Source organism: Alteromonas sp. 14N.309.X.WAT.G.H12 (assembly GCF_036697315.1).
Classification (GTDB): domain Bacteria; phylum Pseudomonadota; class Gammaproteobacteria; order Enterobacterales; family Alteromonadaceae; genus Alteromonas.
In genome coordinates this window covers 1-18,038 of the sequence record NZ_JBAHZB010000038.1, presented here as the reverse complement: position 1 = coordinate 18,038, position 18,038 = coordinate 1, and the positions used below count along the sequence as shown (strand labels likewise).

15 protein-coding genes and 3 tRNA genes are annotated in these 18,038 nt (G+C 46.0%); 4 read left to right on the top strand and 14 right to left on the bottom strand.

What is annotated here, in order from left to right:
- Window positions 1-11: 11 nt before the first annotated feature.
- The 7 genes from V5298_RS11380 to V5298_RS11350 form a co-directional block, all read right to left on the bottom strand.
- Window positions 12-284, bottom strand: a complete 273-nt coding sequence (locus V5298_RS11380; RefSeq protein WP_332931572.1) for an OadG family protein — start codon at window positions 282-284, stop codon at window positions 12-14.
- Window positions 285-565: 281 nt separating this feature from the next.
- Window positions 566-642, bottom strand: a tRNA-Arg gene (locus V5298_RS11375).
- A gap of 48 nt (window positions 643-690) precedes the next feature.
- Window positions 691-767: transfer RNA gene (locus tag V5298_RS11370), tRNA-Arg, on the bottom strand.
- Between the two features lie 40 nt (window positions 768-807).
- Window positions 808-898: transfer RNA gene (locus V5298_RS11365), tRNA-Ser, on the bottom strand.
- A 160-nt stretch (window positions 899-1,058) separates the two neighbouring features.
- The gene (csrA, locus tag V5298_RS11360) at window positions 1,059-1,256 is read right to left on the bottom strand and encodes a carbon storage regulator CsrA (protein ID WP_332931571.1); all 198 of its coding nucleotides are present in this window, start codon (window positions 1,254-1,256) and stop codon (window positions 1,059-1,061) included.
- A 134-nt stretch (window positions 1,257-1,390) separates the two neighbouring features.
- Entirely contained in the window at window positions 1,391-3,988 is a 2,598-nt protein-coding gene (gene alaS, locus V5298_RS11355; protein ID WP_332931570.1) for an alanine--tRNA ligase, read from the bottom strand.
- Window positions 3,989-4,176: 188 nt separating this feature from the next.
- Window positions 4,177-4,626: a regulatory protein RecX gene (locus tag V5298_RS11350; protein WP_332931569.1), complete on the bottom strand. Its 450-nt coding sequence runs from the start codon at window positions 4,624-4,626 to the stop codon at window positions 4,177-4,179.
- An 87-nt stretch (window positions 4,627-4,713) separates the two neighbouring features.
- Between V5298_RS11350 and V5298_RS11345 the strand changes: the two genes are divergently transcribed.
- Window positions 4,714-5,919 (top strand): GNAT family N-acetyltransferase, encoded by a 1,206-nt coding sequence (locus tag V5298_RS11345; protein WP_332931568.1) that lies wholly within the window; start codon window positions 4,714-4,716, stop codon window positions 5,917-5,919.
- A 9-nt stretch (window positions 5,920-5,928) separates the two neighbouring features.
- Entirely contained in the window at window positions 5,929-8,007 is a 2,079-nt protein-coding gene (locus V5298_RS11340) for a M13 family metallopeptidase (RefSeq protein WP_332931567.1), read from the top strand.
- A gap of 41 nt (window positions 8,008-8,048) precedes the next feature.
- Here V5298_RS11340 and V5298_RS11335 read toward each other — a convergent pair whose 3' ends face one another.
- From V5298_RS11335 to V5298_RS11320, 4 genes are all read right to left on the bottom strand, one after another.
- Window positions 8,049-9,692, bottom strand: coding sequence for a SulP family inorganic anion transporter (locus V5298_RS11335; RefSeq protein ID WP_332931566.1), 1,644 nt, complete (start codon window positions 9,690-9,692; stop codon window positions 8,049-8,051).
- Window positions 9,689-10,351, bottom strand: coding sequence for a carbonic anhydrase (locus tag V5298_RS11330; protein WP_332931565.1), 663 nt, complete (start codon window positions 10,349-10,351; stop codon window positions 9,689-9,691). Before V5298_RS11330 ends, V5298_RS11335 begins: the two co-directional genes overlap by 4 nt.
- 210 nt (window positions 10,352-10,561) lie before the next feature.
- Window positions 10,562-12,100, bottom strand: a complete 1,539-nt coding sequence (locus V5298_RS11325) for a SulP family inorganic anion transporter (RefSeq protein ID WP_332931564.1) — start codon at window positions 12,098-12,100, stop codon at window positions 10,562-10,564.
- A gap of 7 nt (window positions 12,101-12,107) precedes the next feature.
- Window positions 12,108-12,755 carry a carbonic anhydrase gene (locus tag V5298_RS11320; protein WP_332931563.1) on the bottom strand — a complete coding sequence of 216 codons (648 nt, stop codon included), beginning with the start codon at window positions 12,753-12,755 and terminating at the stop codon, window positions 12,108-12,110.
- A gap of 154 nt (window positions 12,756-12,909) precedes the next feature.
- Here V5298_RS11320 and V5298_RS11315 point away from each other — a divergent pair, with 154 nt between their 5' ends.
- A complete protein-coding gene (locus tag V5298_RS11315) occupies window positions 12,910-13,863 on the top strand; it encodes a hydrogen peroxide-inducible genes activator (protein WP_332931562.1) in 954 nt (317 codons plus the stop codon).
- A gap of 52 nt (window positions 13,864-13,915) precedes the next feature.
- On the opposite strand, the gene metE is transcribed toward V5298_RS11315, so the two are convergent.
- Window positions 13,916-16,183 (bottom strand): 5-methyltetrahydropteroyltriglutamate--homocysteine S-methyltransferase, encoded by a 2,268-nt coding sequence (metE, locus tag V5298_RS11310; RefSeq protein WP_332931561.1) that lies wholly within the window; start codon window positions 16,181-16,183, stop codon window positions 13,916-13,918.
- Between the two features lie 99 nt (window positions 16,184-16,282).
- Here metE and V5298_RS11305 point away from each other — a divergent pair, with 99 nt between their 5' ends.
- Window positions 16,283-17,194, top strand: a complete 912-nt coding sequence (locus V5298_RS11305; RefSeq protein WP_332931560.1) for a LysR family transcriptional regulator — start codon at window positions 16,283-16,285, stop codon at window positions 17,192-17,194.
- 14 nt (window positions 17,195-17,208) lie between these two features.
- Here the strand turns inward: V5298_RS11305 and V5298_RS11300 are convergent, their stop codons facing one another.
- Window positions 17,209-17,799, bottom strand: a complete 591-nt coding sequence (locus tag V5298_RS11300) for a DUF938 domain-containing protein (RefSeq protein WP_332931559.1) — start codon at window positions 17,797-17,799, stop codon at window positions 17,209-17,211.
- On the bottom strand, window positions 17,792-18,038 hold a 247-nt coding region (locus tag V5298_RS11295), incomplete at its 5' end, for a vitamin B12 dependent-methionine synthase activation domain-containing protein (protein ID WP_332931558.1). The genes V5298_RS11295 and V5298_RS11300, both read right to left, overlap by 8 nt.

The following is an 18,038-nucleotide window of genomic DNA, read 5'->3' as shown; positions in this document are numbered from 1 at the left end:
TCTTGAATGGCTTATTTCTTAGTGTTTCTATGTTGATGTATTGCCGCAGTGATGATAGATAGGGTTTTCCCATCCACGCCATCAGCACCGACGTTGTTTTTTGTCTGCGACGCTTTTCTAGCTACTGGAGTAATGGGATCTGCTCCCGGATACCGTTTGCAAAATACCGCTAGAGCTCGAACTGCAAAGATAAGCAAAATAAGAAACGCGAAGACAAAGAGCATTCCTGTCAGCATTAGGGTAGCAGCTTCATATAACAAACTGCCTAATGAATCGGAAGTCATTACAAACACCTTATATTTATGTGGAGTGAATAAGTACCACGATAAAAATGCAAAAACAATGCTTAGCAAGGTTATTTTTGCATAAATAAACAATTAAAATGAATTCACATTCAAAAATAGATACCCAAAAGCACCGAGTTTTTAATGTTGTGCCTAGTACTCATACCATAAAAACGCACAAAAATTAACTTACCGCACGTATTCAACAGGGAATAAGCCCAAGTACTGAGCTAAGACAAATAAAGGCAAAAAAAAACCCACCAGATGGTGGGTTTTCTATGTGGCGCGTGTGGAAGGATTCGAACCTCCGACCGCCTGGTTCGTAGCCAGGTACTCTATCCAGCTGAGCTACACACGCATAAATCGTACTTTCACATTTTATTGCAAAAGGTGGTGTTTTAAAAGCTGGCGCGTGTGGAAGGATTCGAACCTCCGACCGCCTGGTTCGTAGCCAGGTACTCTATCCAGCTGAGCTACACACGCGCAAAAACTTGTTGTTGGCCACCACATCCAACCTTAATAGTGGCGGAGAGGGAGGGATTCGAACCCTCGATACCAGTATTAGGTATGGTTCCTTAGCAGGGAACTGGTTTCAGCCACTCACCCACCTCTCCGTAACGTGGTGCTGCATTTTACTGATACTCTGTGCGGAGTCAAACCCTTTTTTAAGAAAAATGATGCGGATGCTGCGATTTTAAACAAATCGTTCAAAAACCCTGCTTTGTAACAGTAAACATAAAAAAAGGCCGGAAATCCGGCCTTTTTTTAGTAGCACTATTCGGCAGTAGTATTGCCAGGCTGTCCGCCCTTTTCAGCTTGTATGCGCATGTAAATTTCTTCACGATGCACGGATACTTCTTTCGGTGCATTAACACCAATTCGTACCTGATTGCCTTTCACACCCAAAACAGTAACGGTAACATCATCACCGACCATTAAGGTTTCACCTACACGACGAGTCAAAATAAGCATTCGCTTGCTCCTGGTCCTTAAACATAAACAGATCCCTTAATATGTTGTCTGTCCCCGGCACGACCCGCGGAAGACATCAGTGATTCCCTGTTCTTGTGTCACATCAAAAACTCACTGAAAGCTTACTTCCAAAATTATAGCTTATCTGCCAGGTATGCGTTAACCGAAGCAAGTGCAACAGACAGATTTTCGGGTTGACTGCCGCCAGCCTGAGCCATATCAGGACGACCGCCACCTTTTCCACCAACTTGAGAAGCAATATAGTTGACCAGCTCGCCAGCCTTAATCTTCCCAGTTAAACTTTTCGTTACACCAACGATTAAGCTTACTTTCCCGCTATCTGCGATACCGAGTACCACAATGCCATCACCTATGCGGTTTTTAAGATCATCCATCATGCCCCGCAGTGCTTTAGGCTCAACGCCCTCAGGAGAACAAACCAGCACTTTAGTGCCGTTAATGAGTTCAACCTGACTAAGCAAATCAGCGCTTTGTAAACTCGCCAGTTTTTGTTTGCTGGCACTCAGCGCTTTTTCCAAATCGCGGTTTTGACCTTGTAGCGTACTTATACGTTCAATGAGTTTAGCTGGGTCAGTTTTTAATAAACTGGCTGCTGATTGCAACTGCATATGTTGTTGTTGTACAAACTCAACGGCAGCTGCACCGGTGATCGCTTCGATGCGACGAACACCGGAAGCAATACCACTTTCAGAGACTATTTTGAAAAGTCCAATATCCCCTGTTCTATTGACGTGTGTTCCACCACAAAGTTCCACAGAAAATGCGCCCATGGTAACCACACGTACTTTTTCATCGTACTTTTCACCAAATAAGGCCATGGCACCCGACGCTTTGGCTTCGTCAAGATCCATTAATTGTGTTTTCAGGGTATGGTTTGCCCTAACTTCTTCGTTTACCCGCGTTTCGATGGCCAATAATTGCTCTGGGGTGATGGCTTCATAATGAGAGAAATCAAAGCGGAGTCGTTGAGCTTCAACCAAGGAACCTTTTTGCGTTACATGATCCCCTAAAATTTCTCGCAACGCCGCATGCAACAGGTGTGTTGCACTGTGATTTTTCTTCACCGCATCACGGTATTTATCATCGATAACAGCCTTAACCGTGTCGCCTTTATGAATTTCACCTACCACCTTGCCTTTATGGGCAAAGGCATTTCCCATCTTCTGGGTATCGGAGACGATAAACTCGCCACCGGAAACTCTGAGTACACCTCGGTCACCGGTCTGTCCACCTGACTCGGCATAAAACGGCGTTTGATCAAGAACCACAATACCATCCTGACCGTCTTTAAGGTGATCCGACAACTGATTGTCACAAATCAGTTCAACAACGGTGGCTTCACCGTCAACATGGGTATAACCGGTGAATTCAGTGGCATGGTCAACTTTCACCATGTCATTGTAATTAGTACCAAAATTACTGGCCTTCTGGGCACGGGTACGCTGGGCTTCCATGGCAGCATCAAAGCCTGCTTCATCGATTTTCACGTTATGTTCTCTTGCCACATCATTGGTAAGATCCACAGGAAACCCATAAGTGTCATAGAGTTTAAACACCACGTCACCGGAAATAGTATCGCCTTCCATAGACGCTAAGGTGTCATTGAGCATGGCCATGCCACGTTCCAGGGTTTTACTGAATTGCTCTTCTTCCACCCGTAACACTTTTTCAATAACCGGTTGCTGGTCTGCCAGTTCAGGATAAAACCCGCCCATCTCTTTTACTAAGGCCGCGACCAGCTTGTAGAAGAAAATATCGTTTGCACCCAACTTGTAGCCATGGCGCACAGCCCGTCGAATAATGCGTCGCAAGACATAGCCTCGACCTTCATTACTCGGCATAACCCCATCACAAATTAAGAATGCACAGGAACGAATATGATCCGCAATAACCCGTAACGATTTGCTTTCCTTATCTTTTGCTCCGGTGATCTTCGCCGCAGCGCTGATCAGATTTTGGAATAGATCGATTTCATAGTTACTGTGTACGTTTTGTAAGATCGCAGAAATACGCTCCAGTCCCATCCCAGTATCAATGGACGGTTTCGGCAGGGGCTCCATGGAACCATCAGACTGTTTATTGTACTGCATGAATACCAGGTTCCAGATCTCAATAAATCTGTCGCCATCTTCTTCAGGCGTTCCTGGCGGTCCGCCCCAAATATGTTCGCCATGGTCGTAGAAAATTTCAGAACACGGACCACATGGCCCAGTATCGCCCATGGACCAGAAGTTATCTGAGGTGCTAATACGAATAATTTTGTCTGCAGGGACACCAATGTCATTTTCCCAGATCGCAAAGGCTTCATCATCTTCTGAATACACCGTAACCAATAGCTTTTCTTTGGGCAGTCCCAGCTCTTTGGTCAGAAATGTCCAGGCAAAGGTGATGGCTTCTTTCTTAAAATAGTCACCAAAGCTAAAATTACCCAGCATCTCGAAAAAAGTATGATGGCGCGCCGTATAACCCACATTTTCCAAATCATTATGCTTACCACCAGCTCGTACACAGCGTTGTGACGACACCGCTCGGGTATAACTACGTTTCTCTGCGCCTAAGAACACATCCTTAAACTGGTTCATACCTGCGTTGGTAAATAAAAGTGTAGGATCGTCTGCCGGCACAAGTGATGAGCTGGCCACTGCCTGATGGCCGTGACTTTTAAAGTAATCGATAAACTTTTGGCGTATGTCAGCAGTTGATAATGTCATTGAATTTCTAACGTCCTACTCTTTATTAACGGTGAACATCACAAGGCTTTGACGAGGAATTAAATCTGCCTTGTCTGATGCGGGTATATGATTGTGGTGCGTTTAGGTTGTAAATTAACCTCTGCAACGCCCGCAGGGCGCAAACATACCACGGATTACGTTTATTTGTTAAGCGCTACACGGTGAAATTAGTCGCCATTTACGGCGTATTGGATTTGTTCCTGGGTAAAACCACGGTAATGCAAAAACTGCATTTGTTTTTGCCGATGTTTAAAATCCCCTTCAACTTGTTGGCCAAACTTTTTCTGTTTCACCTGTAGGGCCAGTTCAAACCAGTCAATCTCCGCCTCGGCAATGGCCGCTGAAATCAGCGACTCGTCAATGCCTTGCTGCTTTAATTCCCCATTGATACGGCTTGTACCAATGCCTCTTGCAGCGCAAGCTCGCACCCGCATTTGCGCATATCGGTGATCACTTAAAATGTCTGCATCCACAAATTCTTGCACAATGGACATAAAATCATCCCGCGCAAACCCCTTTTGGCTGAGTTTCCTATACACTTCCTGACAACTGTGCTCTCGTCGTGAAAGCATGCGGGTAATCGCGTCGATAATGATTTTACGGTTTGAGTCTGTCATGGTTTTTCTATATAGGCGTAAACTTCCTAATTTCAATACGGCTTGCTAGGATTATTCACGCACCTAACCCAATAATTACACAATAACATGACCTATACTTGTGCTTTCATTTCTTCGATAAAACAAATCTCGCCAGATACATGGGCTAATCTTACGAAGAATGCCGGCCCCTTTCTTCAGTATGATTTTCTTTATGGTTTAGAACAAACCCGGTGCGTAGGAAAAGATACCGGCTGGACGCCCTCTCATCTTGTTGTGTACCGTAACGACGCGGTGGTAGGTGCAATGCCTGGCTACCTAAAAACCCACAGTTATGGCGAGTATGTTTTCGACCACAGCTGGGCGGATGCTTATGCCCAGCATGGTCTGTCCTATTATCCGAAATGGATTAGTGCGATCCCCTTTACGCCGGTCACTGGCGGCCGTTTGCTGTCGATGCCAGATTGTGATCTTAGCGCAGTCACCCAGCAAGCGGTGACTGCCATAAAAGGGCAATACCAAGGGGGCTGTTCCTCGGCGCATTTATTATTTATGCCTCCTGAAGATTGCCCTCTCTTTTTAGAACAGGATTTTTTAGCCCGCTTTTCTGTGCAGTTTCAATGGTATAATTACGATTATCATCATGTTGACGATTTTACTGCCACCCTTACCTCTCGCAAACGTAAATCATTACGTAAATCAAAAGAAAAGCTAACCGCAGCAGGGGTTAGTTTTCATCATTTAACCGGTAACGCCCTTCGTCCCGAACACCTTCATTTTTTTATTCGTTGTTATCAACTTACCTATATGAAGCGTTCCGGTCATACGGGTTACCTTACCCCTGAGTTTTTTACTCACCTGTACAACACCCTGTCTGACTCGATGCTGATCATAGAAGCAAGAAAAGACGATATTCCCATTGCCAGCGCTTTGCTTTTTTATGATGAAACTGGCCTTTACGGGCGATATTGGGGCACCACACAACTGATTGACGGATTGCATTTCGAATGTTGTTACAATCAAGGGATTGCATTTGCTATAGAGAATAAATTACCTTTATTTAATCCTGGCACACAGGGTGAACATAAAATACTCAGAGGCTTCGAGCCTACCTTTTGTGTGTCTTTGCACCATTTAAACCACGCCGGTTTTCACCATGCGGTGCGAGACTTTTTAACTGAGGAAAAAAGCCAGATGACACACTATTTTGATCAAGCGGCTGCGGTATTACCGTTTAATCAAGCAATGAAAGAACGATTAAAAACAAAAACCAATGCGCAGGTGATTTCTCACTGCGTTCAACATAAAAAATGAGTAACGACAATGAAGTATACTTGTATCGCTGTTGCCATCGCCTCAGCAATGACCTTATCGGCTTGCAGCCAACCAGAACAGCAAACAAAAACACAAACTAGCGCCGCTGCCCCAGCGCCTGCTCAGGGAAAACCTGAATTAGGCAATACAGGCATTGAGCTTTCGGCTATGGATACAACCGTAAAGCCTGGTGACGATTTTTTTGAATACGTTAACGGCACCTGGTACAAAAACTACGAACTGCCTGCCGATAAAGTGCGATTTGGCGCATTTTCCGCCTTGGCAGACCGCAGCATTGAGCAGGTAAAAAGTATCATTGACGATCTGCTGCAAAAAGAGAATTTGTCTGAGGAAGAGAAACTGGTTCATGACTTTTATGTCGCCTATATGGATGTGGATGCACTAAATGAAAAAGGCGTAGAACCCATTGCCGACGTACTGAATAAAATCGATGCCATTTCCAATCAAAAAGCCCTAACCACAGTGATGGGACAAGCCTGGCTTTACGGTACGGCTTCTCCTATTTACGCAGGCCTTTCCTATAACCGGTTAGATCCCAATGAATACCAGGTTAGCGTGGGCGTTGGTGGGTTGGGCTTACCGGATCGTGACTATTACTTAAGCGATGAAGAGCGCTTCGTAAAAATCCGTGAAGGCTATCTTGCCAATATTCAAAAAATGCTAGCCTTTGCTGGTGTTGACAATGTAGAGGAAAAAGCTCAAGGCATCTTGGCCCTAGAAACCCAAATCGCCCAAGCCCAATGGCCAAGAGATAAACGCAGAAATAGAGATCTCACTCTCAATCAATTAGACCGTTCTTTGTTGTCGGATACCTATCCTGGTTTTGACTGGGATACCTTTTTTGCCCAAAAAGGGCTAAAAGTCCCCTCACTTAACGTCACCACGCCGCAACCGGTAAAAGATGTGATAAATCTAATAAACGATACCGATTTGGCGACCTGGAAGTCTTATCTTAAGTATCACACCATGATCGACAACGCTTCCTTGTTGTCTGAAGATATCTATCAAGCCTATTTTGACTTCTTTGGCACCACATTAAACGGGCAAAAAGCGCCTCGTCCTCGTTGGAAACGCGCCTTAAGCCAGATGGGCGGCACTGAATCTTTGGGATTTGCGCTGGGTAAAATCTATGTTGCCCGCTATTTCCCTGAATCCTCCAAAGAAAAAATGACCGCATTGGTAGAGAACTTACGTACCGCGCTGGGTAAACGAATAGAAAACCTAGCGTGGATGAGTGAAGAAACCAAAGCACAAGCCAAAGCCAAATTAGCCGCTTTCCGTCCTAAGATTGGCTACCCAGATAAGTGGGTTGATTTAAGTGGTGTGGATATCAGTGCAGACAATTTAGTACAAAACGTACGTAATCTGCGGGAATTTTTTAATGAGAAAGACATTGAAAACGAACTTAAGCCCACCGACCGTGAACGCTGGGGTATGACACCACAAACCGTGAACGCATATTACAATTCATCTTTTAATGAAATTGTATTTCCTGCCGCTATTCTACAACCACCATTCTTCGATCCTAACGCCGATCCAGCGGTGAATTATGGGGGTATTGGCGCGGTGATTGGTCATGAAATGGGACATGGTTTTGATGATCAAGGCGCCAAGTCAGATGCAGAAGGTATTCAACGCAACTGGTGGACAGACGAAGATTTCGCGGCATTTACGGCCAAAGTAAAACAACTAGGCGCTCAGTATGACCAGTACGAACCAATACCGGGCAACCATGTAAACGGTGCGCTTACCATGGGTGAAAATATAGGCGATGTAGGTGGCCTCGCGATGGCCTATGAAGCTTATAAACTAAGCCTAAATGGAAAAGAAGCGCCCGTGATTGACGGCATGACAGGTGATCAGCGGTTCTTTATCTCCTGGGCTCAGGTCTGGCGGGAAAAACGCACGGAACAGAGCTTAATCAATCAGTTACGTTCCGATCCCCATTCCCCTGCCCGTTATCGCGCAGTGGCACCTCGTAACATGGATGCCTGGTACGACGCATTTAACGTACAACCTGGCGATGCCTTGTATTTGAAGCCAGAAGACCGCGTTCAAATCTGGTAATAATGAAAAAAAAAGGCTTCAGTTATGAAGCCTTTTTAATTTTACATGTGGGTGACAGGTCCGGTAGCCCCCAGGCTACCTTGTGACTTTCCCGGCGAATTGACCAGCTCCACAGCCCTTATCAGTGCCTGTTTACGAGTATCAAACACCCGAACACCGCTTTGATGAGCATTAATATTATCCAACACCTTTTCCACCGCTTCATTGGCACCACACATAATGACCTCTCGTCCCGCGGCCTTAGCATCGGATGTAATGGTTTCCACCGCCATGGCAGCAGAAACATCCATAGAAGGCACCCGGGTAAAATCCAGTATCAATGCACTTGAGCCGTCTTTGACTTTTTCTCTCACATGGTGACCGAGATCTGCCGCCGCACCGAAACTTAAGGGCCCACCAAAACTAAACACCTGAACTTTCCCTTGGGTTTGTTTTAATAACGCATCCTCTTCAGGATCGCCTAATGACTCTGGAATTTTTTTCACTTCTTCTAATTGCAGTTGGGCAATTTGACGTACATAAGCCAAGGCGGCGAGTACCACACCCACACCTACGGCTGTGATCAAATCAACAAAAACGGTCAGTCCAAGCACCAGTAGCATCAATGCGAAGTCCCAGCGTGGCCCAGTATGTGCCCGTTTTAAATAGCTCCAATCGATGATATCCAGTCCAACTTTAACTAAAATTCCGGCCAACACTGCATGGGGTATTTGGGCCGCAAGTGGGCTTAAACCCATCACGATGGCCAGCAACACTAGCGCGTGTACCATACCCGACAGACGCTCTTTACCACCACTGCGAATATTAACAACTGTACGCATGGTTGCACCCGCGCCAGCGATACCGCCGATTAACCCTGCAACAGTATTACCCACGCCCTGGCCAATGAGTTCTCGGTTACTGTCATGACGTGTCCGCGTCATATTGTCCGCCACTAAGGAGGTTAACAGCGAATCTATGGCGCCTAAAACGGCGAGAATAAATGCCGCTTCCAAAATCAACAAGAAGGTAGACTGATCGAAGATCGGTAAATGAATTTCCGGAAGACCGGAAGGAATGCTACCAAGCACCGGCGTCTCAATGGTTAAGCTAACTAAGGTACCAATAATCAAGGCCGCGAGCGCCCCTGGAACCACTTTGCCCAATTTCGCCGGCCATTTATAGGCAATCAGCAATGTGCCCAGTCCTAATGCCAGGGTGACAAAGTCAACATCACTTAAGGCCGTGGGCAGATACTGCAATGCCCCCATGGTACCACCTGACGTTTCATGCCCCATGAGGCGACCTAACTGGAGAATAATAATGATAGCGCCAATACCGGTCATAAACCCGGAGATCACCGGATAAGGAACCAAGCGAATATATTGCCCGACGCCGGTAAACCCCATTATGATTTGTAAGACACCAGCCAGCATTACTGCCGTGAAGATCATGCCTACATCACCAGAAAGCGAGGCAAACAAACCCGCAATCACTACAACCATCGGCCCTGTTGGCCCAGAGATTTGTGATGGTGTCCCCCCCAGCAAGGCGGCAAAAAAGCCCACCGCTATGGCGCCGTAAAGGCCGGCCATTGGGCCTAATCCTGACGCGACACCGAGTGCAAGAGCAAGTGGCAAAGCCACAATACCCGCTGTTAGTCCACCGGTAAGATCCCCTCTTACGTTGCTCAACAGACTTTTCATGATGATGATTCCTTGCTTGTTATCGAAAACGGTTTTTCCCCATAAACGTCGGCAAGTAATTTAAACTCGTTGCTTTGTTCATCATGGCAAAGTACGTCACCGGACTCAATATCATAAATCCAGCCATGTAATTTCACCTGACCGGTGGCTATTTTCGAAGCCACCGCAGGATGTGTGCGTAAATGTTGTAATTGCTGGAGTACATTTTCTTTGGTCACGGCCTCCAGATGTTCCATGCTCAATTTGCCTTCTTTTTCTTTTACCACTTCGGTGGCACAACGGCAGTGTCCCAGCCATTCTTTGACATGAGGTAAATCATCCAGTTTTTCTGGTGCTAAGGCCCCTTTCATCGCGCCGCAATCAGAGTGACCACAAACAATAATATGGCTCACCCCCAGCGCGGCAACGGCAAACTCAATAGACGCAGTCATACCACCGGTATAGGCTGAGTGAGGAGGAACGATATTGCCCGCATTACGACAGATGAAAAGGTCACCTGGGCCAGTCTGCGTCACGAGATTGGGATCAATTCGAGAGTCGGCACAAGTGATAAAAAGGACTTCGGGATTCTGGCCATTTGCCAACTTTTGAAACGTGGCTTTATTCTTTGGGAAGACTTCTTTTTGAAATTTGGCGACACCTGAAATGACATGATCCATAAAATTACTCCACATTAACATTCTATTATCATATTTATAGACAAAGAGCTTGCCTGATAGCGTTATAGAAAAACACTCAATCTCGCGATAGACAATAACTATCAGGGAAACTATAGCGAATTGTGGGTAATTTTACGAGTTAAAAACGACGAAAGGAGGGGCTTGTCCCCCTCCTTTTAGCGCGATCCTGCTTAAAATGTTGAAAAAAAACTACAGTTGTTTCATTTCCACACTAATATTTTTCGAGCTGGCTTGATCGAGGTAATCCTTGATCATTTCCGTTACGTCATAAGCTACCGATTTACTTTTGGTAAAATCCAAAATAACTTTAGAGTTTTCTGGTATTGAATTTAATTTTTTCAAAATACTGGGTTTATTAAAGAACGACACTTCTTCAGCCATCACGATATGGTGAATCTTTTGCCCTTCCTCCTCGTTAACAATTTCTGTGAACTGATAGCAATTGCGGTAACTGTGTTTCAATGTGAAAAACACACTCATTCCTAACCCGGCAACCACCCCAGAAAGTAAATCAGTAAACAACATAACCGCAATGGTCGTAACAAAGGGAATAAACTGCTCCCACCCCGTTTGATACATAATTTTAAACATAGCAGGTTTTGCCAATTTGTAACCCACAATGACCAAAATTGCGGCTAAAGACGCTAACGGGATCTGATTTAACAACGACGCCATGGCCATCACTGCTACCAGTAAGAACACACCGTGTAAGATGGCAGACAACTTGGTTTTGCCACCAAAGGCAATATTGGCGGAACTGCGCACAATAACCTGGGTGATGGGTAACCCCCCCACAAGACCAGATAAAATATTCCCGATGCCTTGCGCTTTCAGCTCTCGGTTAGTCGGCGTGGTATTTTTTTCCGGATCTAACTTATCGGTGGCTTCTACACACAACAAGGTTTCTATGCTGGCTACTGCAGCCATAACCAGGGCGATGGTGATCACATTAATATTAAATATTTCAGACAGGGCCGGAAACGCAATTTCTGCCTTAAAGGCATCGAAACTGTCCATCACAGGTAAAGAAACTAGCTGTTCACGGGTTAACGGCGTGCCCATTTGCGCCAGCACCATAGAAATCACAATGCCCATCAACACCACCACAATAGGCCCTTGTAACAACTGAAATGCCTTATGTTTGTGGGTAAGGTATTTATCCCAAATAATGAGCACGGCCAGAGAAAATACAGAGATCCCCACCGCAGTCATGGACATGGAAGAAAATGCATGCTGGATGGCAGTAAAGGTATTTTCACCATTGACTTGCATAAAAGCTTCCTCACCGAGGAAGTCTGCATGCCAACCAAATAAATACGGCAACTGTTTAAGAACAATGAGCACGCCAATACCGGCGAGCATGCCGGTAATAACGGAAGTGGGAAAAAAGTACGCTATAAAGCCTGCCCGCAAGAAGCCCAATATAAGCTGGAAAACCCCCGCTAATACCACGGCGCAGAGAAAAATCTCCCAACTTCCTAACGTTGCTATGGCATCAAATACGATCACTGCCAAACCGGCAGCAGGCCCACTCACGCCTAGTCGTGAACCACTGGCTAAACCAACCACAATGCCGCCAATAATGCCGGATATCACACCGGAAAAAAGTGGCGCTCCTGAAGCTAACGCGATACCTAAACAAAGGGGAAGCGCAACAAAAAACACCACGATGCTGGCGGGTAGATCATTTTTTATTTCACTTAAACTCACATCCAATTTCACGGTCACTCGCTCCTTATGCCTCAGCCATCAATTTTTGTTCTGCATAAGCTTCTTTCATCTCAACAAATTCACCGGTTTTTGCATCGTAGCAGTGAATCATGCCTGTCTCGATGTCATACACCCAACCATGAAGAGTGAGGGATTTACTTGCTAATTTAGCGGCGACAGCGGGGTGGGTACGTAAATGTTGCAATTGCTGCAACACATTTTCTTTGGTCACGTCCCCTAACTGTTCGCTCCCTAGGGCACCATGCTTTTCTTTCACCACTTCCGTGGCACAGCGGCAATGCCCTAACCATTCTTTCACATGAGGTAAGTCATCCAGTTTTTCAGGATGCAGCGCCCCTTTCATGGCACCACAGTCTGTATGGCCGCATACCACGATATGGGTCACGCCCAGTGCGGCTACCGCAAATTCAATAGAAGCCGTCATACCACCGGTATGGGGGCTGTGAGGTGGCACAATGTTGCCAGCGTTACGACAAATAAATAATTCGCCCGGCTCGGTTTGCGTCACCATATTCGGATCGATTCTAGAATCCGCACAAGTAATAAAAAGCACTTCGGGATTTTGTCCCGTCGCCAGCTTTTTAAAGGTTTCTTTTTTCGCGGGGTAAACATCGCGTTGAAACTTTGCTACTCCGGAAATTACGTGGTCCATTGATCACTCCAAATAAAATATTGAAAACAATAAATACAAAATTTAATAGATGCTTATAGGATTATCTGATAGCTTAATAGAAGTACAGTGCAAGTCGTGATAGCAAATAGCTATCAATAGCTTGTCGAAATTCGCTATATAACGGGTTAAACTTATGTTTTTAAACGGAAAAACGCCTTCTCTCAATCAAATAAAGTACTTCGTAACCGTTGCAAAACAATTGAATTTTCGTCGGGCTGCACAAATTTTAGGCATTAGCCAGCCCACCCTCACCAGCCAAATCAGTACGCTGGAGACCACCTTAGGACTCACCCTGTTTGAACGTTCCCGCTCAGGCACCCTTCTTTCGGCCCAGGGACAATCTTTATTAGACTCCGCGGAAAATGTATTGAAGGCATCGCTACAATTTAGCGAGATGGCACAAGCGCTGTCAGATGGTGATACCACCACCTATCGCTTGGGGATCCCGCCCACATTAGGGCCTTACCTGCTTCCTCATATACTGCCCGATATTCATCGCCAACGTCCGGGCCTGAAATTTTATGTTCGCGAAGCGGCGCCTAAACAATTGCTTCAAGGTCTGCTGTCCGGTGAATTCGATATCACCCTATCCCCCATGTCTAACCGAGATTCACAAATCCAGGTACAGCCGCTTTTTTTAGAGCCCTTAAAGTTTGTACTCCCGGCTGACCATCCTATGTCGGGACGTCCTTTTATTGAGCCAGAGGAAATTAGGGGGCAGAAAATTCTGACGTTGGAAGATCGCCATCACTTTCATTACCAGGTACAAGAAATTTGTTCCCAGTTGGGCGCCAATATTGATAGAGATTACGAAGGTACAAGCTTAGATACCCTTCGTCAGATGGTGGTAATGGGAATGGGCATGGCATTTATGCCAGGATTGTATGTGCATTCAGAACTCCATAATCCTGAAGCACTCCACGTATGTGAGCTGGCGGATATGCCTGTGGTACGTCAACATATGTTAGCTTGGCGAAATACATCGCCAGCAAGGGCCACATTCAGAGAGTTGGCCAGTTTAATGCGCAGTGTCATCGGTGATCGCCTGACAAATGCCGTCTCGGTCACCGATGTAACGCCGTTGTAATGACAAAATAAGCCCTGCTAGTAACGAACAGGGCTTTGATTTTATGTGCCTGTTAGGCAGTTTGCGTTAGTTTCTGTCTTAACAATGCCGTGGCGCTAACCATATTGGATAAGGCGGGCAGTACTTCTGACCACTGGCGTGTTTTAAGTCCGCAATCCGGGTTTATCCAAAGTTTCTCCACCGGCAGAATATCAAGTAAGGTTTCAATAAGGTTGCTGATGGTTTCCTTTGCCGGACAAGCCGGAGAATGAATATCATAAACCCCAGGCCCAATAGCATTGGGATACGCCGTGCTTTTGAACGCATCCAGTAAGGTAAGATGAGAGCGAGCGGTTTCTATTGTCACCACGTCAGCATCCATGTTAGCAATGGCATCAATAATATCGCTAAATTCGCTGTAACACATATGCGTATGGATCTGGGTATCCCCTTTCACCGAGGATGTGGCAAGTTTAAAGGCGTTCACCGCCCATTGCAGGTACGCTCCTTTCTCTTCTTCTCTTAACGGTAAACCTTCTCTTAACGCGGCTTCATCCACCTGGACAATTTTGATGCCCGCTTTTTCCAAGGCGGTGATCTCATCTTTTAACCCTTCGGCAAGTTGGTACGCCACATCCGCTCTTGGAATATCATCACGCACAAACGACCAGTTAATGATGGTAACAGGGCCCGTTAGCATGCCTTTGACCGGTTTTTCCGTAAGACTCTGTGCATACGCTATCCATTCCACCGTCATGGGGCCTGGGCGGGTAATATCGGCATGAATAATGGGCGGCTTAACACAACGAGAGCCATAGCTTTGTACCCAGCCGAAGCGACTAACAGCAATACCATCAAGGTGTTCGCCAAAATACTCCACCATGTCATTACGTTCAGCTTCGCCGTGCACCAGTACATCTAACCCAAGATCAACCTGCTGCTCTATACACAGACGGATCTGCGCCTCGATAAACGCTTTATACTGGCCTTCGCTGAGATCGCCACGGCGGTATTGTGCCCTCACCTGACGAATATCCTGTGTTTGCGGAAATGAGCCTATGGTCGTTGTAGGCAATAGAGGCAATTTAAGACTCGCTTGTTGTGCCGCATACCTTTTTTCAAACGGAAGACGACGTTTAAGTTGTGGATTATCATTATCTAACAAGGGATTTTGTGCCAGTGCCGTTCCCGCCAGTCCAGCAATCTCATCGGATTCGGCCAACGCCTCTGCCACCGCAGCTTCACCACGGTTTAAACCGTCTCGGAGTATTTCCAGTTCGTTAATTTTTTGCACCGCAAAGGACAGTTTATTGTTCAGTCCTGCCGGTAGGCGATCTTCACTTGTTACATCCACAGGCACATGAAGCAACGAACAGGTCGGTGCCAACCACAATCTGTTTTCAAGCTTTTCCTGCAAAGGTTGCAATTGTTTTAACACCTTGCGCAGATCCTGCTTCCAGATATTTCTACCGTTGATCACGCCCACAGACAATACCTGAGGTGCCTGAATATGATCTGCCAGATACTGGGCTTCTGTTTCACCTTTTATACCGTCTACGTGAATACCGTCAACGGGAAGTTCAGCCACAAGAGATAAGTTTTCATTTAACTTACCAAAGTAATTTGCCAGCAGAATTTTTACCGGCGTATCACTGAGTCGTTGATAGGCATAACGGAATGCCATACTCCACTCAGAGGAAATATTGGTGGCCAACACAGGCTCATCCAATTGCACCCACTCTATTCCGGCAGCGGCCAGGTTTGTTAGCAGTAAACTATATTGGGTTAATAAATCGGGCAGCTTATCCAATACTGGCGTATTGTCAGTGCTGCGACTTAAATAAAGGTAAGTCAGCGGCCCAACCAATACAGGCTTCACTTCATAGCCTTGGCTGCGGGCGATTTTGATCCGTTGCAGTAATCGTTCTGGATGCAAGGAGAACGCGGTATTTTTATCGAGTTCTGGCACGATATAGTGATAGTTAGTATCAAACCACTTCGTCATTTCACCGGCTGCATTTTCACAACATAAGTCTTGCCCTGCTTTGCCCCGGGCAAACAGAAAATACTTGTCCAGTTCGGAGACACCGTGATCTTTTATTCGCTGTGGCAAGTTACCAAACAAAAAACTGGTATCGAGCACATGATCATAAAAAGAAAAATCCCCCACCGGTACATAGTCCAACACCGCTTGTTGCTGAAGGTTGTTCAGCCACAATGCGTTGGATTGTTCGATAAAGCGAGTTTCATTAATCTCGCCTGTCCAAAATGACTCGAGTAAGTGCTTTAGTTCACGTTTTGCACCGATTCGAGGGAATCCTAAATTATGTATTTTAGCCATCTATCCGTCCATCTGTTGATTTAGGAGGCCAATGTAACCTAGGAAATTAATGAATAATAATGGTATATTTTCATAAATTGATGAATAAAATTAATAGTTATGCTTGAACGACATCATTTGAAAATCATTGCCGCAATACATGAACACGGCACCTTAACCGAAGCCGCAGAAAAGATGCATCTCACCCAATCGGCTCTGAGTCACAGTATGAAAAAACTCGAACAGTCAACGGGGACACCGCTATGGGAAAAAGATGGCCGACGCCTGCGACTTACCCATGCAGGCATGACTGTGCTGAACCTAGCCCAGCGGGTTTTACCGCAAATTGAGCATACCGAAGAGCAGCTGTATGAGATTGCCGATGGCAAACAAGGCGCACTGCGTATAGGCATGGAATGTCATCCTTGCTATCAATGGTTACTGCGGGTAGTTAGACCTTTTCTTGTGACTTATCCCGGGGTTGATGTGGATGTGAGACAAAAATTTACCTTCGGTGGGTTACAAGCCTTACATGGCTATGATATTGATTTATTGTTGACGCCGGATCCCCTGCATTTACCGTCTGTGGTGTACCAGGCCGTATTTGACTATGAGCAAGTACTGGTAATGAGTAAAAACCATCCTTTGGCCAAAAAGCCATGGGTATCTCCCGCAGATCTAGCCTCAGAGGTACTGTTTACTTATCCCGTTGAACCGTCAAGGCTGGATATATTTTCCCATTTTCTTACCCCGGCCGGTGGTGCTGTAAAACGACACAAATGCATTGAGACCACAGAAATACTGTTGCAAATGGTCAGTGCAGGCAGAGGTATTGGCGCCCTTCCTCAGTGGCTTATCGAAGAGCAAAGTGACGATCTAGAACTCACCACCGCCCGCCTCGGCGAACAGGGGCTGACAAAATCCTTGCATTTGGGCTATCGAAAAACAGATGCCAATGCGCCTTTCGTCAACGCGTTTATCAACATGGCGTTAAAACAGGGGAGCGCAGGTCCCCCCCTTAAAGTACGATGACAAAAAAGCAGGCTTTAGGCTTTGCGCCATTCAAGCAACAGATTGTTGGCCGGCATGGGATGGATATGGATGAGGGAGAGTTTGGGCGCCCATGCTTTGAGCTCGGCAATATCCCTGTATCCCCCATAACCATTTGCCACTAAATATTGATGAAAGTCTGCATTGCTTTGGCTGCTAAAAGTCCCCTCTTTTGTAAATGGGCCATACTGACAAAAGCATCCGCCACGGGGTAAGTCCTCAGACAGGGTTTGCATCATTTGTGCAATTTCTGCTTGTTGCATAATGTGGGCAGTATTTGCAGTAAACACACTGTCATAGTGAGCAAAAGGTAATGTCGATTGCCCTACCTTTAGGACGATGGGCGGATGCAGGTTTTCGCAAGGATATGCCTCAAACCGCCGGTGCAGACCTAAATGGTATTCCTCCTGATCACTGGTATGCCACTGTAGATGCGGTAAATTTGATGCAAAATGTACTGCATGCTGACCGGTGCCACTCCCTACCTCAAGCACCTTGCTACTTGAAGCGAAGGCCTGTTTAAGAATCGCCAGGATGGGGGCTTTATTGTTCTCGCAAGCCTGAGAGAATGGCAATGAGTTAGTCATCTAAATTAGGCGCCAACCATTTTTCTGCTTCTTCTAACGACCAACCTTTACGCTTGGCATAATCTTCCAACTGATCCCGTTGTATTTTTGCCACCGCAAAATACTTTGCTTGGGGATGAGAGAAATACCAACCGGATACCGCCGCACCTGGCCACATGGCATAGCTTTCAGTGAGCTTCATCGTGGTATTAGCCTCAGCATCCAATAAATCCCAGATCAACTGCTTCTCGGTATGTTCC